At 36.0% G+C, this 21,478-nt stretch carries 16 protein-coding genes; 12 read left to right on the top strand and 4 right to left on the bottom strand.

Translation table 11 applies throughout. The features are described 5' to 3' along the window. Nucleotides 1-69: 69 nt before the first annotated feature. Together ACFSQS_RS06715 and ACFSQS_RS06710 are read right to left on the bottom strand one after the other, a co-directional pair. Entirely contained in the window at nucleotides 70-813 is a 744-nt protein-coding gene (locus ACFSQS_RS06715) for a LytR/AlgR family response regulator transcription factor (RefSeq protein ID WP_388016038.1), read from the bottom strand. Further along, nucleotides 813-2,756 (bottom strand): tetratricopeptide repeat-containing sensor histidine kinase, encoded by a 1,944-nt coding sequence (locus tag ACFSQS_RS06710; protein ID WP_388016035.1) that lies wholly within the window; start codon nucleotides 2,754-2,756, stop codon nucleotides 813-815. Before ACFSQS_RS06710 ends, ACFSQS_RS06715 begins: the two co-directional genes overlap by 1 nt. 463 nt (nucleotides 2,757-3,219) lie before the next feature. Between ACFSQS_RS06710 and ACFSQS_RS06705 the strand changes: the two genes are divergently transcribed. From ACFSQS_RS06705 to ACFSQS_RS06690, 4 genes are all read left to right on the top strand, one after another. Beyond that, nucleotides 3,220-5,778 carry a T9SS type A sorting domain-containing protein gene (locus ACFSQS_RS06705; protein WP_388016032.1) on the top strand — a complete coding sequence of 853 codons (2,559 nt, stop codon included), beginning with the start codon at nucleotides 3,220-3,222 and terminating at the stop codon, nucleotides 5,776-5,778. 49 nt (nucleotides 5,779-5,827) lie between these two features. Next, nucleotides 5,828-8,233, top strand: a complete 2,406-nt coding sequence (locus ACFSQS_RS06700) for a T9SS type A sorting domain-containing protein (protein ID WP_388016029.1) — start codon at nucleotides 5,828-5,830, stop codon at nucleotides 8,231-8,233. A gap of 205 nt (nucleotides 8,234-8,438) precedes the next feature. Next, nucleotides 8,439-10,400, top strand: coding sequence for a tetratricopeptide repeat-containing sensor histidine kinase (locus ACFSQS_RS06695; protein WP_388016026.1), 1,962 nt, complete (start codon nucleotides 8,439-8,441; stop codon nucleotides 10,398-10,400). Then, nucleotides 10,393-11,025 carry a response regulator gene (locus tag ACFSQS_RS06690; protein ID WP_388016023.1) on the top strand — a complete coding sequence of 211 codons (633 nt, stop codon included), beginning with the start codon at nucleotides 10,393-10,395 and terminating at the stop codon, nucleotides 11,023-11,025. The genes ACFSQS_RS06695 and ACFSQS_RS06690 overlap by 8 nt, the downstream gene beginning before the upstream one ends. Before the next feature lie 311 nt (nucleotides 11,026-11,336). Here ACFSQS_RS06690 and asnB read toward each other — a convergent pair whose 3' ends face one another. After that, entirely contained in the window at nucleotides 11,337-13,001 is a 1,665-nt protein-coding gene (gene asnB / locus ACFSQS_RS06685) for an asparagine synthase B (protein WP_388016020.1), read from the bottom strand. 251 nt (nucleotides 13,002-13,252) lie between these two features. Between asnB and ACFSQS_RS06680 the strand changes: the two genes are divergently transcribed. Then, nucleotides 13,253-13,798: a DUF2911 domain-containing protein gene (locus ACFSQS_RS06680; RefSeq protein ID WP_388016017.1), complete on the top strand. Its 546-nt coding sequence runs from the start codon at nucleotides 13,253-13,255 to the stop codon at nucleotides 13,796-13,798. A 105-nt stretch (nucleotides 13,799-13,903) separates the two neighbouring features. On the opposite strand, the gene ACFSQS_RS06675 is transcribed toward ACFSQS_RS06680, so the two are convergent. Then, on the bottom strand, nucleotides 13,904-14,533 hold the full coding sequence (locus ACFSQS_RS06675; protein ID WP_388016014.1) for a 7-carboxy-7-deazaguanine synthase QueE: 630 nt from the start codon (nucleotides 14,531-14,533) through the stop codon (nucleotides 13,904-13,906). Nucleotides 14,534-14,665: 132 nt separating this feature from the next. Here ACFSQS_RS06675 and ACFSQS_RS06670 point away from each other — a divergent pair, with 132 nt between their 5' ends. The 7 genes from ACFSQS_RS06670 to ACFSQS_RS06640 all read left to right on the top strand — a co-directional run bounded on the left by ACFSQS_RS06670 (nucleotide 14,666) and on the right by ACFSQS_RS06640 (nucleotide 21,313). After that, the gene (locus tag ACFSQS_RS06670) at nucleotides 14,666-15,439 is read left to right on the top strand and encodes a hypothetical protein (protein ID WP_388016011.1); all 774 of its coding nucleotides are present in this window, start codon (nucleotides 14,666-14,668) and stop codon (nucleotides 15,437-15,439) included. A 49-nt stretch (nucleotides 15,440-15,488) separates the two neighbouring features. Next, complete coding sequence (locus tag ACFSQS_RS06665; RefSeq protein WP_388016008.1) at nucleotides 15,489-16,217, top strand: hypothetical protein; 729 nt, start codon at nucleotides 15,489-15,491, stop codon at nucleotides 16,215-16,217. A gap of 72 nt (nucleotides 16,218-16,289) precedes the next feature. Then, a complete protein-coding gene (locus tag ACFSQS_RS06660) occupies nucleotides 16,290-17,831 on the top strand; it encodes a helicase HerA-like domain-containing protein (RefSeq protein WP_388016005.1) in 1,542 nt (513 codons plus the stop codon). Between the two features lie 68 nt (nucleotides 17,832-17,899). After that, the gene (locus ACFSQS_RS06655) at nucleotides 17,900-18,460 is read left to right on the top strand and encodes a hypothetical protein (protein ID WP_388016002.1); all 561 of its coding nucleotides are present in this window, start codon (nucleotides 17,900-17,902) and stop codon (nucleotides 18,458-18,460) included. Between the two features lie 70 nt (nucleotides 18,461-18,530). Next, on the top strand, nucleotides 18,531-19,502 hold the full coding sequence (locus tag ACFSQS_RS06650; protein WP_388015999.1) for a YitT family protein: 972 nt from the start codon (nucleotides 18,531-18,533) through the stop codon (nucleotides 19,500-19,502). A gap of 184 nt (nucleotides 19,503-19,686) precedes the next feature. Further along, the gene (locus ACFSQS_RS06645; protein WP_388015996.1) at nucleotides 19,687-20,526 is read left to right on the top strand and encodes an alpha/beta hydrolase; all 840 of its coding nucleotides are present in this window, start codon (nucleotides 19,687-19,689) and stop codon (nucleotides 20,524-20,526) included. 19 nt (nucleotides 20,527-20,545) lie between these two features. After that, a complete protein-coding gene (locus tag ACFSQS_RS06640; RefSeq protein WP_388015993.1) occupies nucleotides 20,546-21,313 on the top strand; it encodes a pseudouridine synthase in 768 nt (255 codons plus the stop codon). The last annotated feature ends 165 nt before the right edge of the window (nucleotides 21,314-21,478 follow it).

The following is a 21,478-nucleotide window of genomic DNA, read 5'->3' as shown; positions in this document are numbered from 1 at the left end:
ACATATTCTGTCCGAAGCAATCGTTTTACTTATCGAAGGCTAATAAATAAAAAAACAGGAAACGTATTGCTAAATAGTTTGCAGTCTATTAAGCAATTCTTCTTTTAAAGTCTTACTTAACGGAATAGCTTTTTTGGCAATAACAATATGGCTTGTGGCAACTTCGTCAATTTGCGAAAGGTTTATAATAAAAGAGCGATGCACACGTATAAAATGTTTGTTTGGCAATTTTTCATCCATGTCCTTTAACGTCATTACCAAAAGGTATTCTTTGTCTTTAGAGTGAATTCGGCAATAATTACGCTCTGCTTCAATATAAAGTATGTCTTTAATATCCACTTTAACCATTTTTTCATGATGGCGAACAAAAATGCAATCGCTCAAAATAAATGGCGAAATAGGTATATCTTGAGACGGATCGCCATTGTTTTCTTTAGCTTTAAACTGATTTATAGTTAACTCTATAGCACGTTTTAAATCTAATTTTTTAAAGGGTTTAGAAATAAAAGCATAAGGATGCGTTGCTTTGGCACGGTTGAAGTTGTCGTCATCGGCATTTGCCGTTAAATATATAATTGGAATATCGAAATCCTGCTGCATCATTTTAACGGTCTCCACACCATCAAGCCTGCCTTTTAACTGTATATCCATTAAAACAATGTTTGGTTGATTTTGTTTTACATGCAGAAGTGCTTCTTCGCCTCGAGGAATAATGCCAGTAACCTCATAACCAAGATTGGTAAGCTGCAATGAAATATTGGCAGCAATAACCATCTCGTCCTCTACAATTAATATTTTTACAGGTTGCTCCATTAGGCTGCTTTTTGGTATTTAAATTGAAATGAAACCGATGTGCCTTTTTCGTTATTTTCTTGCATAGTGCCATTTAGCTGCTGGGTTAATAGCTGAATGAGTTGGGACCCAAAACCAGTGCCTTTTGGTACGCCGCCTAAAACTTTCCCCACACCATTGTCGGTTACTTTTAAGTGAAGCGTGCTATTTGATTGTTGCTCTAATTGAATGGATATTATACCGTTTTCTGTGTTTGGAAACGCATACTTTATAGCATTGGTTAACAACTCGTTAACTATTAAACCTATGGGAACAGCTGTATCTACATCCAATTCCAATTGCTCCATGATACATTCTATTTGCACCCTATTTTCTGCATTAAAAGAATCTAAAATACCATCGCCTAAATTTAGGAAGTAGTCTTTCATTTCTATAGCCCCTAAATTAGTACCTTGATAGAGTTTTTGGTGAATAATCCCCATGGATTGCACTCGATTCTGACTCGCAATCATGGCATCTTTAGTTGCCGAATCTTCCAAATGAGCAGACTGTAAGGCTATTAACCCCTTTACCATTTCTAAATTATTTTTTACCCGATGGTGAATTTCTTTTAACAACAATTCATTCTGTCTGTTTTTGGCATCGAGTGCTTCATTTAAAGTTTGTAAAGCCTCACGTTTTTTTCTAATATTTTTAAAACTAAAAAACATGCCCAATAAGCCCAAAGCAAAAATAGTTGCAATGGCAATATAAAGCATTTGTGTTTTCCGTTGTTGTGCTATTTGGGTGTTTTGGGCATTAATGGTCTGATCTTTTTTTTCGGTTTCAAACTGCGTCATTAAAGCAGACATGGTTTTGTCGCTTTCTATTTTTGCCGTACTGTCGCGCATAACCAGCGCTTTTTTTTGAAACTCTAAGGCCAACGGATAATTCTCTAATTTCTCATAAATAGTGCTTAAATGATGGTAGTTTTCTGTTAAATTGGACACATCGCCTTGAGATTCTTGTGTGGCTACTGTTTGCAACTGATATTTTAAGGCGGCTTCATAATTGCCTAAAAGCAAATTAATTTCGCCTAAATTGGCCGTAATTACATATATGGCATTGCCATAATTTACATCTTGTGCTGTAGATAATGCCGTTTCGTATGCCGCTTTAGCTTCATCGTATTTCCCCATACGTTTTAAAGCATTTGCTCGATTATTTGAGAAATTTATAATATCGAAAATGGAAAAATTAAGTGATTTTGCCAAATTTAGAGCTTCATCAAAATATCCAAAAGAAGCTTCACTATTTCCCATAGCTATTTGGGTATCTCCAGCAGCGGTGTAGGCATAAGCTAGTTCTTCGTTAAAGTTTTGTTTTTTACACAGGGTAATGGTTTTTAGTGCATATTCGTAGGCTTCTTCAAGTCGGCCTTGTTTAGTTAGATCTTCCGAAATTCGATTGTAGGCACCAGCAATTCCTAATTTATCATCTATGGACTCCATGAGTTTTAGGGCTTTTAAATCTACCTTTAAGGCTGCTTCAATATTGCCTTGCCGTTTATGTACCCAGCCTATTTTAAAATAGGTGGTGGCCTGCCCTTTTTTGTCATCTATTTCTGTATAACCTTTTAAAGCTTTATCAAAGTTGATGGATGCCGAATCTAGTTCCAAGAGGTTGGCGTGCATTCTGCCTTGCATTTCGTAAAATTTAGGTTGCCAGATTTTATGCTGGCTTTGTTCGGCCAATTGGACACCCTTTCTAGCATATCGTTTAGCTAAATTCAAATCGGATTGAAAAGCGAGATCAACGAGATCGTTAAGGATTTCTAACTTTTTATCTTGGTTTTTCTCAAGATTAAGTTCCTGCGAAAGACTATCAATAGTTTTTTTGGAATGGTTTTGAGCAGAAGCATTAAGGAAACAGAAAAGTAGAAATACTAAAAATAATGTACTAGTTGAAGGTGTTTTTTTAATCATAAGTCTTTTTTAATGCTATTAATTAAAGACTTGGAGATGGTTAAATTTAATAAAAAAATAGCAAAAACCTATTTAAAATTATTCAATGTTTGTAATAAATATAACATTAGTTTCTATCCATCAAAAAAAACTTTAAATAAGAGTCAAGAAACTATTGAAGCATTTTACGGTTCAAATTTTTACAAATCTCCTTCCATAACTCAAAAAAACACCTAAAGAATAATTATAGAACTTTAGAAATTAACAGCAGAATTAATGATGAAGTGTTATGATAATGAGATTTAATTCGGATTTATTTGTTAAAACCCTAAATTCTTTTCTGAAAAAAAAACCAAAGATTTTATATGTAAAAACTAGGGTTTTCCCTGATATTTAAAAACCCATATTCTTACTGATGCATTGTGTTTTACAAATTTTGAATTTAGCACCATAGCTATTTACTGAAATTTTAAAACCCAATACCATGAAAAAAATTACACTACTATTTTTTCTTTTTTGTTTAAGCAACACCAATAGTTTTGCCCAACTAACCACAATACCCGACCCCAATTTCGAACAGGCACTAATTGATTTAGGTTATGATACCGCTCCAATTAACGGTTGGGTTTTTACTGGCAATATTTCGGTGGTTACGACCTTAAGCGTATTCAACAAAGGCATTGCGGACCTTACAGGAATTGAGGATTTTACGGCTTTAACCTCTTTAAACTGCAATGCCAATGCACTTACGAGTTTAGATCTGAGCCAAAACACCTTGCTGGAAACCCTTTTTTGTACGGCAAACGCTTTAACAAGTTTAGATGTTTCAGCAAATACAGCCCTGGAAGTCCTGAGTTGCAATAATAATTCACTCACTAGATTAACTACAAATAATAATCTTCAAATATTAAATTGCAACGGCAACAATTTAACGTCTCTAAATTTTATCAATTACACCTATTTAACCGACCTAAACTGCAGCAACAATCAGCTTACCAGTTTATTTATCAATGGTTGCACAAATTTAAGTTACCTATTAGCAAACAACAATCGTATTAGCGCCATAAACATTACAACAAACCCTAACTTAGAAACGGTAGGCTTATCAGACAATCAACTTACCACACTAAGCTTAAACAATAACACCAAACTTATCGATATGGATTGCAGCAGCAACAACCTTACAGGTTTAGATCTTTCGGCAAACACATCCTTAAACAGTATTTTTTGCCAAAATAATCAATTAACCAGTTTAGATTTAAGAAATGGCAATAATACCGAAATGGCCAACAACGAATTTAACGCCACAAACAACCCTGATTTAAATTGTATATCTGTGGATGATGAAAGCTATTCCAATACCACTTGGTTCTCTATTGATTCTCAAACAGCGTTTTTCTTTGACTGCAATGTTACAACCTTTGTACCCGACGATAATTTTGAGCAAGCACTTATAGATTTAGGCTATGATGCTGGCCCGTTGGACGACGAAGTGCCTACTTTTAATATTAATGGCATTACCTCTTTGGATATTTCTGCTAAGAATATAAGCAACCTTACCGGTATTGCAGATTTTACAGCTCTTGAAACATTAAACTGCAGCATTAACAGCATAAGATCTGCGACTTTAAACCTAAGCACGCTTACCAACCTAAAGACACTTATTTGCGCATCAAACAACCTTACCGCTTTAGATGTTAGCAAGAACTTACTGCTTGAGGAACTTAACTGCAACTCAAATAGCATTACAAGTCTTGACTTAAACAGTAACTCTAATTTGAAGGTTTTATATTGTGATAGCAACGATTTATCAAACCTTAATCTATCAAAAAATACAGCTTTAGAGGAGTTAAGGGTAACCAGCAACCCAAGTATTTCTGCTTTGGATGTATCGAACAATACCCTTTTAAAAGATTTAAGGTGCGCAAACAACGGCTTGTCCGTGTTGAATCTAACCAACAACACAACACTAGAAAAATTATTCTGCAACAACAATCAAATTACGGCCATTGATGTATCGAACAGCAATGCACTAACAACTTTACGATGCCAAAACAACAACCTCTCTAATTTGGATGTTAGAAACGGAAATAATACGGTAATAATTGATTTTAACGCCACTTCAAATCCAAACCTCACCTGTATTTCTGTTGATGATGTAGCGTATTCTGAAGCTAATTGGACCAATATTGATGCACAGACCAATTTTAGTCCAGATTGCAACGCACCACAAACGTATATTCCTGACGATAATTTTGAACAAGCGCTGATAAACCTGGGTTACGATACGGCGCCATTAAACGATTATGTACCAACTGCCTCTATTAATGCTGTAACGTCTTTAAACATCCAGAACCTAGGCATTACAGATTTAACTGGCATTGAGGATTTTGTGGCTTTGGAAAGTTTGATATGTGGATTCAATCAATTGACCAGCTTAAATGTTTCCAACCTTACATCGTTAAAAACATTGGGCTGTTTTTACAACCAACTTACAAGCCTAGACCTTTCCAATAATTTAGATTTAGAAGCACTAACCTGCCAAAATAATCAGATTACAAACCTGGATCTTTCAAATAATACTGGACTAATAAATGTTAACTGCAACACCAATCTGCTCACAGATTTAGACCTTAGAAACGGCAACAACACAGCAATAAGCAATCCGTTTTTTAACGCTACCAACAATCCCAATCTCAACTGTATTTCTGTAGATAACGCTGCTTTTAGCGATGCCAATTGGACTAATATCGACGCCCAAACCGTATTTAGCGATGACTGCGCAACATTAAGCACAACAGATTTTGAAATAGCAAACGCCCTCCAATTGTACCCAAATCCTGCGACCAACAATATTACCATTAAAACGCCCATGGGAAAAGGCATAACGGTTATTGAAATATATAACCTGTTGGGAAAACGGATGCCTTTAACTTCATTTGAAAACAACACATTAAACATCAGCCATTTGCCTTCAGGCATGTATTTGCTGAACATTAGGATTGAAGAACAAACCATTATCAAAAAACTGATTGTTGACTAATAGCTTCTATTCAAGTTCAATCAAAATCAAACTAATAAATCATAATAAGATGAAAACCATTATACTAATATTTTCCATTATCTGCTTAAACTGCACCCCTATTTTTGCACAATTAACCTCAATCCCCGACAGTCGTTTCGAACAGGCCTTAATTGATTTAGGATATGATGAAGTACCAATTAATGGTTGGGTTTTTACAGGTGAGATTAATTCCATAAGCAATTTAGATGTTTCCAATAAAAATATCTTGGATCTTACGGGTATTGAAGATTTTGAAGCCTTAACCGTTCTCAATTGCAACAATAATCTACTTACAAGTCTTGACGTAAGTGAAAATACAGCTTTAGAATCCTTGACCTTCGCTAATAATGATATAACCAATATAGATTTGAGCCAAAACGTGTTTTTGGGAGCACTTCAATGCTCAAACAATCAAATCAGAAGTTTATCTTTAAATGCAAACACAGGCTTAAATTCTTTATATTGTGAAGGCAATCAATTGGAAAGTTTAGATGTTAGTCAAAATATAACATTACGCAATTTAAAATGCGATAACAACCAATTAACCAGCCTTAATGTAGAAAACGGCAACAACACCAATTTCTTATTGTTTAACGCCACTAACAACCCAGACCTTTACTGTATCGAGGTAGACAATCCAGCTTATGCTTCAAACAATTGGACAGATATAGATTCCCACACCTTTTTTAGTGGAGATTGCAATGCAGTAACCTTTGTGCCAGACGATAATTTTGAACAGGCCCTTATCGATATGGGTTACGATTCTGGGCCGTTGGACGATTATGTACTTACCTCGAACATTAACTCTGTTACATCTTTAAGTATTTTAAGTAGAAATATATCAGATCTCACGGGTATTGAAGATTTTGTGGCTTTAACCTCTCTTCGCTGTCAAGACAATCAATTAACGAGTTTAAACCTAAGCCAAAACACAGCTTTGCGCGTTCTACTTTGCGGCAATAACCAACTAGAAAGCTTAGATGTAAGCCAAAACACAGCTTTGGGCAACCTAAACTGCAGTTATAACCAATTGGAAAGTTTAGATGTAACCCAAAACACTGCACTATATACTTTGAACTGCCGCAACAACTCATTAACCAACCTTAATGTAAAAAATGGCAACAACACAAACTTAAATAACTTTCACGCTAACAATAACCCGGATCTTTTTTGTGTAGAGGTTGATGATGCAGCTTACTCGTCCGCCAACTGGATCAATATTGATTCACAGACCGTTTTTAGTGAAGATTGCAGCACCCTAACCTATGTCCCAGATGATAATTTTGAACAAGCCCTTATCGATCTAGGTTTCGACTCTGGCCCATTAAACGATTATGTGTTTACGGAAAATATAAACTCAGTAACCTCATTACAGATTGCTGGCAATAATATTGCAGACCTCACCGGAATAGAAGATTTCTCAGCCTTAACTACGCTTTCTTGTAACAGTAATCAATTGACCAATATGGATGTTAGTCAAAATACCGCTTTAACCGTTTTAGATTGTTACAATAACCAATTAACAAGTATTGATGTAAGTAAGAATACAGCATTAACACAGTTGCTTTGCGCAAACAACGCATTAACGAGCCTTGATGTAAAAAACGGAAACAACATTAACCTTGAATTTTTTAATGCATTCAACAACCCCGACCTTTACTGCATAGAAGTTGATGATGCAAGCTACTCTGAAACCAATTGGACACAAATTGACCCACATACCAGTTTTAGTGAAAATTGCCGTTATGATGAGACCTACATACCCGATGATAATTTTGAACAAGCCCTTATCGATTTGGAATACGATTCCGGTGCATTGGATAACTATGTGATAACTGAAAAGATTAACAAGATAACAGCATTATCGGTTACAAACCAAAACATTACAGACCTTACGGGCATTGAAGATTTTACGGCGATTCAACTTTTAGACTGCAGTAACAATAAAATTAAACATGCCGATTTAAGAGCAAACACCGCGCTAACCGGAATATACTTTTCCAACAACGATCTGGAAACACTTAACTTAAAAATCGGTAATACCGCTAATCTTGAAGAAATCATTACAACCAACAATCAAAACCTGTTGTGTATTGAAGTGGATGATGCAACCTATGCCACGGCAAATTTATCCGGTGGTATCGATGAGCAAACCAGTTTTAGTGAAGACTGCTCAACATTAAGCACATCGGAGCTTGATTTTGCAAACAAAACAAAACTATATCCAAATCCCGCAACGCACAGCATTACCATAAAAACATCTTTAGAAAAAGACATTACCTCTATTGAAATATACAATTTAATAGGAAAGCGAATGCCTTTACCTTCATCTGAAAACAATACGTTTAACATTAGCCATTTAGCCTCTGGCATCTATATATTGAATATTTACATTGAAGAAAAAAACGTGGTTAAAAAATTGGTGGTAAACTAACCCTATGTACAAGTGCCACGTTAATTATGAAAAAAAAGCTTATTTTTAGATAAACCCGTTTATAGATTGATTAATAGCGTTATTGCGAAGGTGGTCTAAAACGTTTTGGTTTAAACGTAAAGACCACTCGCAATACAACCATTTGCTATATTTGAATCAACCGGATGTTTTTAAGACGACACGATTTAGAAAAAACAAGCATTACATGAAGCTGCCCATAACATATTGCCTCCTGTTGGTTATCTATAGCTTTCAATATGCCTATGCACAAAAAACAACGCCCGAAATCGACAGCCTTTTAAAAGTAATAGATACTGCAAAAACGCTAAGCGAAAAAGCCAAAAATTACAATGATGTAGCTTGGGCTTATTTAGATATAGACCTTAATCTGGCCAAATCGTACCTTGACACCTCCTACACCATACGCCGCAATATTAAAGATGAAGAAGGCATTGCCATTTCCAAATACGGGTTTGGGGTACTCTACAGAAAAAATGGCGAATACGAAAAAGCACTACGGTATTTAAACGCTTATTACCAGTATGCAATCCAGCAAAAGGACACGTTTAACATTGCAAATAGTGCCTACCAAAAAGGCGTGGTTTACTCCGATAAAGGCGACTACAAAAAAGGGTTGGAACAGTATTATCTGGCTTTAACATTTTATGAGGATTTGAACGATAAAAAAAGCATCGGTTTTGTATCTAACACCATAGGCGTTTTACAAAAAAACCTAAAAGATTACCCCAAGGCCATAAATAGCTACAAAAGGGCCATAAAAATCCATGAAGAACTTAAAAACCTTAGCAGCCTATCTAATGCCCATAGCAATTTGGCCAACGTATATAGCCTACAAGGAAACTACGATTTAGCGTTAAAAAACCATAAAAAATCCCTGCAGCTAGACACCCAAACAAATAACGTATGGGGCGTTGCCATAAATTATGTGAATATGGGGAGTTTAATGTTAAAAAAGAACCAATGCCACGATGCTTTAAAAAACCTGGATAAAGCTAACAAGCTTCAGTTAAAACACGGTTTTAAGAAAGAACAGCTTGAAACCATTTTTAAACTTGGTGAGGCTTATTTGTGCCTAAAGGACTATCGCAAAAGCGAACACTATCTTAAAGAAGCCCTTCTGTTAAAACCAGAGTCTAAATCTATAAATCAAACTATTCAGTTTAATTTATATAAGCTTTATTCTGAAATCGAAAACAGCAAAAAAGCACTATTTCATTACAAAAAATACACAGCTTACAAAGACAGCATATACCAACAGAAGAACTTAAAAAGCATTAACGATCTGCAAATTAAGTACGAAAGCAAAATTAAGGACGAAGAAATTGCCAGACAGCAATTAGCATTAAACCTAAAAGAAAACACAATACTTAAAAAGCAAAGCGAATTTCATTTGGCCTTACTTGGCGGCTCGCTGTTTCTAATTTTAAGCCTTGGCATTTGGCTATTTTACAAACAACAGGAAAAGCTGAAAAACAAAAGAATTGAAACGCTAACAGCACAAAAAGAACTTAATAAATTAGAGGCTTTAATTGATGGCGAAGAAAAAGAACGCAAACGCATCGCACAAGATTTACACGATGGCATAAACGGCGATTTATCTGCCATAAAATACAAGTTTACTTCTGTAAACCAGGATAAATTCATTCAAAAGGAAAAAAAAGAATATACCGAGGCCATAAACATGCTGGACCGTGTTATCGAACAGGTACGGCACATATCACAAAACTTAGTGCCACCATCGTTGCAAAGCTTTAATCTTATAGAGGCACTTCAACAGTTTTGCTCAAAAATATCGAACTCAAATCCAACTAAAATCAATTTTCAATATTATGGGGCGTATGTAAAGCTCAGCAAAGAAGCCGAAACCGCTATTTATAGAATAATACAAGAATTGGTAACCAATATTGTAAAACACGCCCAAGCCACAAAAGCACTTGTTCAGGTCAATATACATAACGAGAACATGCACATTACCGTTGAAGATAATGGTATTGGTTTTAACAGCTCAAAAGACTATAAAGGCCTAGGTTTAAAAAATATTGAATCCAGAATTGCATTTTTAAATGCCGACTTGTTTGTAGAGACAAACTCCAATGGCACCTCATTTACCATCGATATTAACACCAAAAATTTAAAAGATGATTAACGTAGTTATTTTAGACGACCACACTATGGTGCTAAAAGGCATAGAAACCATGTTGGCAGCATGTGCTGGCATAACAGTTTCCAATACGTTTAACAACGGAAAAGCACTACTTGATTATTTACTTACAGAAACTCCAGATGTATTATTGCTCGATATAAACCTGCCAAAAAACAATGGTATTGAATTGTGTGGTTTTATTACAAAAACATACCCAAAAATCGCCATTATAGGATTGTCCAACTACAACGACACCAGTTTTATAAAAAACATGATGCGCAATGGCGCCAAAGGTTATCTATTAAAAAACACCAGTAAAGACGAACTTATAGAAGCCATAAAAACAGTATATTCCGGAAGCTCCTATTTGCCAAAAATATTAAAGGACAAGCTACTAAATGAAAGTTTTGGAATTCAAACATTGTCGTTTATCCCGCAATTGACTCGTAGGGAACAAGAGATTTTAAAGTGCATCTCGGAAGAATTAACCAATAACGAAATCGCAGAAAAATTGTTTATAAGCACTAAAACCGTTGAAAGCCACAGAAAAAACCTGCTTCAAAAATTTGGTGTTCGCAATACCGCGGGGCTTATTAAAGAAGCGTTTACAAAAGGCCTTTTAAACTGAATACGATATTGCTAAATATTGAAATAGATTAATTTGCTAATTGCTTTAATCTAAAACTTCCCGTTGGTTGTGCCACGAGAATAGTTTGGTTTTAAAAAATTATTTATTTCTGATTTTTTTACAAAAACAACAAAATCCCGCATAAGCGAGATCTTGAAGTCTTTAATAAAATATTTACTTAAAATGATTAGTATCTGCTTTTCAATCTATCCGTATTTTTAACAAATAGATACGAATGCTAAAACAGGGATTAATACCAATTTAACCATCAAAACTTATTGCGTTTTTTAAGCTTACAATTTTTTGTTTTATCAATACGCTTCATCATGCACATTGGCAATGGCTCTACCCGATGGGTCGTTCATGTTTTTAAAGGCTTCATCCCATTCTAAAGCCGTTGCTGTGCTACAAGCTACACTTGCTTCTTGCGGAACACTTAATGCAGCCGCATCACTCGGGAAATGCCCTTCAAAAATAGTTCTGTAATAATACTCTTCTTTGTTTAAAGGTGTATTAATTGGAAAGCGGAATGAAGCGTTTTGTAGTTGCTCATCAGTAACTTCTTTTTCAACCAATTCTTTCAACGTATCAATCCAACTGTAGCCAACGCCATCGCTAAATTGTTCTTTCTGTCTCCATGCTACGCTTTCTGGAATCATGTCTTCAAAAGCTTTACGAATCACCCATTTTTCCATGCGCTCTCCATTAATCATTTTATCTTTTGGGTTGATGCGCATGGCCACATCAATAAACTCTTTATCTAAAAATGGTACACGCCCTTCTATTCCCCAAGCGGCTAAACTTTTGTTGGCTCTTAAACAATCGTACATGTGCAACTTGTTTAATTTACGCAGGGTTTCTTCGTGAAATTCTTGAGCATTTGGTGCTTTATGAAAGTATAAATAGCCTCCAAAAATCTCATCGGCGCCTTCGCCGGACAATACCATTTTAATACCCATTGATTTGATGACCCTTGCCATTAAATACATGGGAGTTGACGAACGGATCGTAGTAATATCGTAAGTTTCAATGTTATAAATCACGTCTTTTATAGCATCCAAACCTTCTTGGATTGTGAATTTTATTTCATGATGCACGGTACCAATATGATCGGCTACTTTTTTTGCCGCAGCTAAATCTGGTGAGCCTTCCAATCCTACTGAAAACGAGTGCAATTGTGGCCACCAAGCCGCTTGAGTGTCATCAGATTCTATACGTTTCTCTGCATATTTTTTTGCTATTGCCGAAGTTACCGAAGAATCCAATCCACCCGATAACAATACACCATAAGGCACATCACTCATTAATTGTCTGTGCACCGCAGCCTCAAGTGCTTCTTTTACTTCTTTAATACTGGTTTCGTTCTCTTTAACCGCATCGTATTCTGTCCATTCTCTGTTGTACCATTTTACAAATTCGCCATCTCTACTTGATAAATAATGTCCTGGAGGAAATAATTCTATTTTAGTACAAACACCTTCTAAAGCTTTTAATTCTGAAGCGACATAAAATGTTCCGTTTTTATTCCAACCAATATATAGCGGAATAATACCCATGTGGTCTCTTGCCACAAAGTATTCGTCTTTTTCTGCATCGTAAATGGCGAATCCAAAAATACCATTCATTTCATCAATAAAACCAACCCCTTTTTCTTTGTAAAGTGCTAAAATAACTTCGCAATCGCTTTGGGTCTGGAAGTTGTATTTGCCATCAAACTGTTTGCGTAACTCTCGGTGGTTATAAATTTCGCCATTTGCGGCAAGAACAAGCTTTTTATCTTCGCTAAATAAAGGTTGTTTACCAGAGGCCGGATCTACAATAGCTAAACGCTCGTGTGCTAAAACAGCTTTATCGTTGCTATAAATACCACTCCAATCTGGCCCGCGATGGCGAATGGTTTTAGACATTTCTAATATTTGGGGTCTTAAATCTTCAGCCTTCTGTTTTAAATCGAATGCACATACAATTCCACACATAATCTTTATCTTTTATTCTAATTAACGATACAAAAATGCTATTATAGTTTTATTATAAAAACACAAAGTGAATAATTAGCTTTAATTTAAAACTAATTATTGAATATTAGTATAAATATGAAACTATAATGTTAAATTTTAGAAAGCTATTCTTAAAGATTGTAAACTTTAACATTCTGAAACGACTTTTATAAAAATATTAAGACAATATCTCATTATCTTTAAATTATTCTTAAAACTCAAAAATCATTATGAAAAAATCAACACTTATCACAACCATTGCTTTTGCCTTTGTTATGCTTTTAACAACAGGTGTAAATGCCCAAAAATTCAGTAAATTAGATAAAAGCCCAATGGATGCTGCGGCATTTCCAACGGATTATAAAAACGCTAACAAATTAATAAAGATTGTTTATAGCAGACCGCAACTTAAAGGTAGAGATTTAGCCACTTTAGCACCAATTGGAAAAGTTTGGAGAACGGGTGCAAATGAAGCTGCAGAATTAACACTTTATACCGACATGAAATTAGGAAATACTCCTGTAAAAGCGGGTACTTATACATTTTATTTAATCCCGGGGGAAGAAGAATGTACTGCGATAATAAGCTCAGACGTAAATGTTTGGGGTTCTTATTTTTACAACGAAGCTAATGATGTAGCGCGTTTGTCGATTCCCTTAAATTCATCAGAAGAATCTATTGAAGCGTTCTCAATTGCTTTTGATAAGGCAGACAATGGTGTAAACATGCATTTGGGTTGGGGCACTGTACGGCTAACTGTTCCTTTTACTAAGTAAGTCGCGCTAGACGTTAGACAAAATAAAATGTTCCAATAGTTTTATACCGTTGGAACATTTTTTATAGATTACTTAGGACCGAAAACCAAAGACTGAATACTGAAATTATGGAATATTCAAATATTTGTGCGTTTGCAAAGACACTTTCCATTTCGGGTTTTGCATTACATAGTCAACAATTTGGGGCACGACTTTATCGCGTTTGCTCCACTCGGGCTGTAAATATAAAATGCAGTCTTTATTTACTTTAGCTGCTTGTTCTTCCGCAAAGCGAAAATCGTCTTTATTATAAACAATCACTTTTAGTTCGTGCGCTTTTTCGTAAACTTCGTTGGTGGGCAATTTTATTTTTTTTGGCGATAAACAAATCCAATCCCAAGTGCCGGTTAATTTATAAGCACCAGAGGTTTCAATATGTGTTTGCAAGCCTTCAGCTTTAAGCTTATTGGTTAAAAGCGTCATATCCCAAGTTAAGGGTTCGCCACCTGTTATTACTATAGTATCGCTGTACTTTTTGGCATTTTCTACAATCTTGTTAGTCTCGGTTGGTGGGTGCAAATCGGCATTCCAACTTTCTTTTACATCGCACCAATGGCAGCCCACATCGCAGCCCCCAATTCTAATAAAATATGCCGCGGTGCCTTTGTGGTAACCCTCGCCTTGAATGGTGTAAAACTCTTCCATTAAAGGTAGCATTTCGCCCTTATCGACTAATAATTGTGTTTCTTTATCCATAACAAGTTATAACATCGAGCAAATATACACATTCCTCGAATTTATATTTTATATTTTGAAATTCAAATAAACTTCAATATATTTGTAATCCCTAGCTTACAAGTAAATTGCTAACCGCAATCTCTCTAAAGAATGAAAAAAATAGCGTTTTCAATAATGCTGCTTTGTGGCAGTTATTATTACAGTACCGCACAAGTAGGCATAGGTACCACAACCCCTGATGCATCGTCTATTCTCGATGTTGAATCGTCTGATAAAGGCGTACTAATACCAAGGCTTACAACAGTACAAAGAAATGCCGTTACAACACCGGCAAATGGCCTGGTTATTTACAATTCTACAACAAACCGGTTCGAGTACAACTCTGGCACAACGCATGCACCAAATTGGGTTCCGCTAATCTCTAATTCTGTTAGTGCTGATGCAGACAATATAATTAACCCTGGAACAGATGCCGGGGCTTATTTAGGGCCTACAACCTATATTGGCAAATTTATAATATCCAGTACGGGGCACCAAACCATTACAGGTCTGCCTTTTAGGCCAACAGCAATAAAATTCTCTGCCCATGCCAATGTAGAAAGCTATAATATTAATGCCGACAACGGTGTTGGCAACAATGACCGCTCTTTACAAAACGCTTTTGGTTCTATGCAAGGTTACGCCACTAATTACGGTAGCATTGACCAACAGGTTATATATATTGGTGGTAGCGGCAATTCTATTAACGATATTTCAAGATACGCATCAAGTTCGCAAGCTATTGGCATTAGATATTCCAACCAAAATGGCGACAATTTAGGACTAACTGCGGCATCGGTAACTAGTTTTAACAGTGATGGTTTTACCATAAACGTTAGCCACCGAACAGAAAACATAGTTGTAATTTACCAAGCGTACAGATAAAATGAGCTATTATAACAAAAAATAACTCTCTCTCAATCTCTCTATCAAAATGAAAAAATCAGTTTTTTTAATGTTGCTGTTATGCGGCAGTTATTACTACAGTACGGCACAGGTTGGTATTGGCACGACAAACCCAGACACATCATCCATTCTTGATGTTGAATCTACGGACAAAGGCGTTCTTATCCCCAGACTTACAACCGTTCAAATTAATGCAATAACCAATCCTGCAAATGGACTAGTGGTATATAACACTGATTTGAATGAGTTTCAGTTTAATTTTGGCACACCACTTCTTCCTGAATGGAACAAGATTTCACATAATGCTTCTGTAAAATATAGCAACACCAATACAACTGCAAACATAAACTCTGCAGCTTATACCAACATCCAAATTTTTGGTGCGTTAGATTGGAATGATGACCCAAGTTTATACAGCGTTGCAGGAAACACCCTAACTATAAATACCACAGGGCGTTATAGAATTACAGCAAATATTGCTTATAGAGTTCCAACAATAGGTGGAAATAATGATACGCGAGTTTCGGTTGAGGCCCAAATAGCCATTAACGGTACACCAACCGGTGCCATTGCCAATACAGGCTATGTAAGACACCATAGTACCGGAAACACAGAAGCATCGCTACATATCACCGAAGTTTTCAACATAACTGCTGGACAAACCATTAGTGTACAAACCATTAGAGGCGGCAATTCTGCTCCTGCACGTTTAAGGAGTGTTGGCACCTCAAATATTTATATTGAAAAGATAAAATAACTCGGTTTTTTACATAATACCCTATTTTTTTCTTCTTCATTTTTCCTGTACTTTTATGCAAATTTTTAAAGCATGAGTAACAAGGATACTTTTTTTAAATACATAACCGAAGGCAACACCACTAAAGGCGATTTCATTCCTATTGGAGCTGCCATGTTAAATGGCGAAACCGTTACAGGTGCACATGTAAAAATTCCTTTAAAAACCATGAACCGCCATGGATTAATTGCTGGAGCTACGGGTACGGGCAAAACAAAATCGCTACAGGTTTTAGCCGAAAATTTAAGTGATAAGGGCATCCCCGTTTTGCTTATGGACATTAAAGGCGATTTAAGCGGATTGGCACAACCAAGTCCTGGACATCCTAAAATTGATGAACGCCACGAAAAAATCGGGTTGCCGTTTGAAGCCAAATCATTTCCCGTTGAAATATTAACCCTTTCTGAACAAGATGGCGTTCGCCTAAGGGCAACCGTAAGTGAATTTGGTCCTGTGTTACTCTCGAGAATTTTAGATTTATCTGAAACCCAATCTGGTGTGGTGGCTGTTATTTTTCAGTATTGCGACGATAATAAATACCCCATTCTCGATTTAAAGGATTTTAAAAAAATATTGCAATATGCCACCAACGAAGGTAAAAAAGAATTTACAGAAGCTTATGGCAGAATATCAACAGCATCAACAGGTGCTATTTTACGCAAGGTTGTAGAGCTGGAACAACAAGGTGCCGATTTGTTTTTTGGCGAAACCTCTTTTGAAGTTGACGATCTATTACGAGTTGATGATGACGGTAGAGGCTACATTAACATCATCAGACTTACCGATATACAGGACAGACCTAAGCTATTTTCAACGTTCATGCTGAGTTTATTGGCAGAGATTTATTCAACCTTCCCAGAACAAGGCGATATCGACAGGCCAGAACTTATTATGTTTATTGACGAGGCGCATTTAATATTCAACGAAGCTTCAAAAGCACTTTTAAATCAAATTGAAAGCATTGTAAAACTCATTCGCAGTAAAGGTGTCGGGCTGTATTTTGTAACCCAAAACCCAACCGATGTTCCCGAAGCTGTTTTAAGTCAGTTAGGTTTAAAAGTGCAGCATGCTTTAAGGGCCTTTACGGCAAAAGACAGAAAAGCCATTAAACTAACCGCTCAAAACTACCCGGATTCGGAGTATTACGATACTACAGAAGTCCTAACATCATTAGGTATTGGCGAAGCTCTGGTCTCGGCTTTAGACGAAAAAGGACGCCCAACACCACTTGCCGCTACCATGATGCGCGCACCCATGAGCAGAATGGATGTGTTAACCAATAGCGAATTGAGCCATTTGCTATCTGAATCTAAATTGGTAAAAAAATACAATAAAACCATTGATAGAGAAAGTGCTTACGAAATGCTTAACGAAAAAATAAAACAAGCCGAAGCCGAAGAAGCCAAAGAAAAAGCGAGACAAGAAAAAGAAGCACTTAAAAAAGCAGAATCTAAACAACGTGCCTCATCAACAAGACGAAAAAGCACTCGAATGAATCCCGTAGTTAAAGTACTTACAAGCGCTACTTTTATAAGAAGTGTTTTTGGTATTTTAACCAAGGTCCTTAAAAAATAACCTAACGGTTAGCATATCGTCATCTTCATCAATAACAATAACAATAACAAACAAATCAAAATAAACAAATGAACAAACCCATTTTTAGCCTCATTATCTTAACCTTGTTTTTAACCAGTTGCAAAAAGGAGCAAGACCCATTTCAAATTGGCAAACATCACATTGGATTATTAACAGACTCTACCCAAGTTAAAGATCTAGAACAAGTTTTCAGTAAGGATTCTATTGTAAAATTTATTAGTGGCGATGAATTTACAGGTAATGTGAACGACATAAAAATTTTTGAAAAAGGTGGCAAAAAACTTTTGTCATTAACACCAAAACGAGCTCTAGATTCAACCTCGGTTATCGAAAGTGTTCAAATTTTCGATGCCCGATATAAAACCGATAAAAACATAACCACGCTAAGCACCTTTAAAGACATTGCCAACAATTATAAAATTACCAGAATCGATAATTTAATAAATGCCATCGTGGTTTCTGTAAACGACATAAACGCTGCCTTTACCATAGATAAAAAAGAGCTGCCTGCAAACCTGCGTTTCGATATGGATTTAAACATTGAAGCAACCCATATTCCAGATCATGCCAAAGTGAAGTATTTTTTCTTAAATTGGAGCAAAATATAAATTCAACAGAGCGAGCCAATGGTTTCAATTGCCAACGGGCAAAATAAAAAAATTAAAATCCTAAAAAAACATGAACCCTTTCATCTCAAAGCTTTTAGTAAACATTGCTCGCAAAAGACTTGAGGGTAAACACAAAACCAAAACAGCAAACAACAGCGATATAGCACCAACGGTTAAAGAATTGCGGGTAGAATTATCGCATGCCATAAAAGAATACATTTTTATAATAATTGGCGTGTTTTCCGCAGGGTTTGGGCTAAAAGGCTTTTTGCTGCCAAACAAGTTTATAGATGGCGGAGCCACGGGTATGTCGCTACTTTTAGAACACATAACCACAATAAATTTTGGCATATTATTAGTTGTGGTAAACCTCCCCTTTCTGTTTCTTGCCTCCAAAACCATAGGCCTTAAATTTGCTTTAAAAAGTGTGGCCGCTATTACGCTTCTGGCTCTTGTTGCACATTTTGTAGAGTATCCTATTATAACAGAAGACAAATTACTTATTGCTGTTTTTGGCGGTTTCTTTTTAGGCTTGGGCATAGGCATGTCTATGCGAGGCGGCAGTGTTATTGACGGTACCGAGGTTTTAGCAATTTATTTAGGAAGAAAATTATCACTTACCATTGGCGATGTGCTATTTTTAATTAACATCGTAATATTTTCTTTTGGTGCATATTTTTTATCTTTAGAAACCGCACTTTACGCCATTTTAACCTATTTAGCTGCAGCCAGAACGGTAGATTTTGTTGTAGATGGTGTTGAAGAATATGTGGGCGTAACCATAATTTCCAATAAACATGAAGAATTAAGGCTCATGCTTACAAAAAAACTAGGGCGTGCCTGTACCATTTATGCCGGAAAAGGCGGCTTTGGCAATAATGGAGAAAGTTACGATAAAGACATTATTTACACCATAGTAACCCGATTGGAATTGGCTAAATTACAAACCGAAATCGATAAAATAGACGAACAAGCCTTTGTTATAATGGGCGTTGTTAAAGATTTAAAAGGTGGGATGATTAAGAAGAAACCAATGAAATAATATTAAAAAAACCAAACCCGAATAGTTTGGTTTTTAAAATCACTTTTTAAGCTTAAAATATAAACGGGGTCTTGTAAAAACAACCAACGCCTATTGTAAATAAACAAAGCACATAAAGCCATTTATTGTTTAAGGGTAAACGGTGGTTTAAAAAAAGCTAATCTATAAAATAGAGACGCAAAACATGAAAAAGAAAATTGAAAAAGCCCTACCAAAAATAGTTGGCAAGCTAATAAACACAAGCAGCCACGTCTCAAAAAGCTATGCTGCAAACAAGGCCATGGCACTTTTTGCAACACCAAGAAAAGGTAAGCTAACCCCAAACCAAAGGGCGTTTTTAAAATCTGCCAAAACTTTAGAATTGCAGCATGATGGCTTAAAAATAACAACCTACCAATGGGCCGCTAAAGGAAAAACCATTTTACTGGCTCATGGTTGGGAAAGCAATTCGGCTAGATGGAAAAACCTTATATCGGTGTTACAAAAACACCACTACAACATTGTTGCTTTAGATGCGCCAGCTCACGGAAACTCTGGAGGCGACACCTTTAACGCCATTTTGTATGCTGAGTTTATAAACGAGGTCTCTAAAAAATTTCAACCAGAAATAATTATAGGGCACTCGGTAGGTGGTATGGCTTCGATCTTTTTTCAAAAAAAATACCAATTGGCAAGTTTAAAGAAAATGATATTGCTTGGGGCTCCTAATGAATTTAAGGATATTTTTAAAAACTACACCAATCTATTAAACTACAATTCTAAAGTAATCAATGCGCTTGAAGATTTGGTTATTAAACGCTTTGGCGCTCCTCCAGAATCATTTTCGTCAGCAAAACATAGTGTTTCCATACAAGTTGAAGGTTTGATAATTCACGATAAAAAAGACCGTATCATTCCTTTTAACGACTCAAAAGCCATCCATGAAAACCTAAAAAACAGTAAGTTGGTGCCAACCGTTGGTTACGGACATGCACTAAACAGCGACGAGGTACACCAGCACATACTTACATTTTTAAAACAGTAGATAATCTTACTTTTACACCATGAGCGAAGCATTAAAACGTATAAACAAATTTTTAAGCGAAGCTGGATATTGCTCGCGCAGAGAAGCAGACAAACTTATTGAAGCTGGCAGAGTTACCATTAATGGCCAAGTACCAGAAAAAGGAACAAAAATTGCACCCAACGATGTAGTACATGTTGATGGCAAAGCAATAAAAAACAACCAAAAAAACTTTGTTTATTTAGCTTTTAACAAACCCGTTGGCATTGTGTGCACTACCGATACGCGTGTTGAAAAAGATAATATTATTGATTTTATTAACTACCCAAAACGCATTTTCCCTATTGGCAGACTAGACAAACCCAGCGAAGGCTTAATACTTTTAACAGACGATGGCGATATTGTAAACAAAATTCTTAGGGCCAGTAACAACCACGACAAAGAATATATTGTAACAGTTGATAAACCCATATCGCAAACCTTTATTAATAGAATGTCTGGTGGTATTTATCTTGAAGATTTAGGTAAAACAACCAACAAATGTGTGGTAAAAAAAATAAACTCGCATACCTTTAGCATTATTTTAACCCAAGGTTTAAATAGGCAAATTCGCCGCATGTGCGAGTATCTAACTTACCAAGTACAAACCCTTAAACGTATCAGGATTATGAATATTAAACTCGATTTGCCAGTTGGCAAATATAGAGAGTTAACACAAGACGAGTTTAACGAATTGCAAAGCCTTATAAGCGACTCGAAGAAAACCTTTAACCCTAAAGTGCAAGTTTCAAGAAAGAAAACAGATTAATAAAAATTCCTCAAGATTGTGCCTCGGGGTTTCCTTTGTTACGAAGCGATTAAAGTCATTCCCGAAAAATCGGGAATCTAAATAACAAATTTCGGTTTTATGAGCTAAGGTTAAACTGAAACGCTTAAACCAGATGGTTCGCACTCTGGTAGCAATAGGCAGTTT

It is taken from the genome of Gelatiniphilus marinus (assembly GCF_042684345.1).
GTDB lineage: Bacteria > Bacteroidota > Bacteroidia > Flavobacteriales > Flavobacteriaceae > Gelatiniphilus > Gelatiniphilus marinus.
Note: the sequence above shows the minus strand (reverse complement) of the source record. Positions and strands in the feature narration are given on the sequence as shown.

Excerpts from the sequence above, each read along its gene's own strand:
- ACFSQS_RS06715 (WP_388016038.1), bottom strand. The coding sequence starts at position 813 with ATGGAGCAACCTGTAAAAATATTAATTGTAGAGGACGAGATGGTTATT.
- ACFSQS_RS06710 (WP_388016035.1), bottom strand. The coding sequence starts at position 2,756 with ATGATTAAAAAAACACCTTCAACTAGTACATTATTTTTAGTATTTCTA.
- ACFSQS_RS06705 (WP_388016032.1), top strand. The coding sequence starts at position 3,220 with ATGAAAAAAATTACACTACTATTTTTTCTTTTTTGTTTAAGCAACACC.
- ACFSQS_RS06700 (WP_388016029.1), top strand. The coding sequence starts at position 5,828 with ATGAAAACCATTATACTAATATTTTCCATTATCTGCTTAAACTGCACC.
- ACFSQS_RS06695 (WP_388016026.1), top strand. The coding sequence starts at position 8,439 with ATGAAGCTGCCCATAACATATTGCCTCCTGTTGGTTATCTATAGCTTT.
- ACFSQS_RS06690 (WP_388016023.1), top strand. The coding sequence starts at position 10,393 with ATGATTAACGTAGTTATTTTAGACGACCACACTATGGTGCTAAAAGGC.
- asnB (WP_388016020.1), bottom strand. The coding sequence starts at position 13,001 with ATGTGTGGAATTGTATGTGCATTCGATTTAAAACAGAAGGCTGAAGAT.
- ACFSQS_RS06680 (WP_388016017.1), top strand. The coding sequence starts at position 13,253 with ATGAAAAAATCAACACTTATCACAACCATTGCTTTTGCCTTTGTTATG.
- ACFSQS_RS06675 (WP_388016014.1), bottom strand. The coding sequence starts at position 14,533 with ATGGATAAAGAAACACAATTATTAGTCGATAAGGGCGAAATGCTACCT.
- ACFSQS_RS06670 (WP_388016011.1), top strand. The coding sequence starts at position 14,666 with ATGAAAAAAATAGCGTTTTCAATAATGCTGCTTTGTGGCAGTTATTAT.
- ACFSQS_RS06665 (WP_388016008.1), top strand. The coding sequence starts at position 15,489 with ATGAAAAAATCAGTTTTTTTAATGTTGCTGTTATGCGGCAGTTATTAC.
- ACFSQS_RS06660 (WP_388016005.1), top strand. The coding sequence starts at position 16,290 with ATGAGTAACAAGGATACTTTTTTTAAATACATAACCGAAGGCAACACC.
- ACFSQS_RS06655 (WP_388016002.1), top strand. The coding sequence starts at position 17,900 with ATGAACAAACCCATTTTTAGCCTCATTATCTTAACCTTGTTTTTAACC.
- ACFSQS_RS06650 (WP_388015999.1), top strand. The coding sequence starts at position 18,531 with ATGAACCCTTTCATCTCAAAGCTTTTAGTAAACATTGCTCGCAAAAGA.
- ACFSQS_RS06645 (WP_388015996.1), top strand. The coding sequence starts at position 19,687 with ATGAAAAAGAAAATTGAAAAAGCCCTACCAAAAATAGTTGGCAAGCTA.
- ACFSQS_RS06640 (WP_388015993.1), top strand. The coding sequence starts at position 20,546 with ATGAGCGAAGCATTAAAACGTATAAACAAATTTTTAAGCGAAGCTGGA.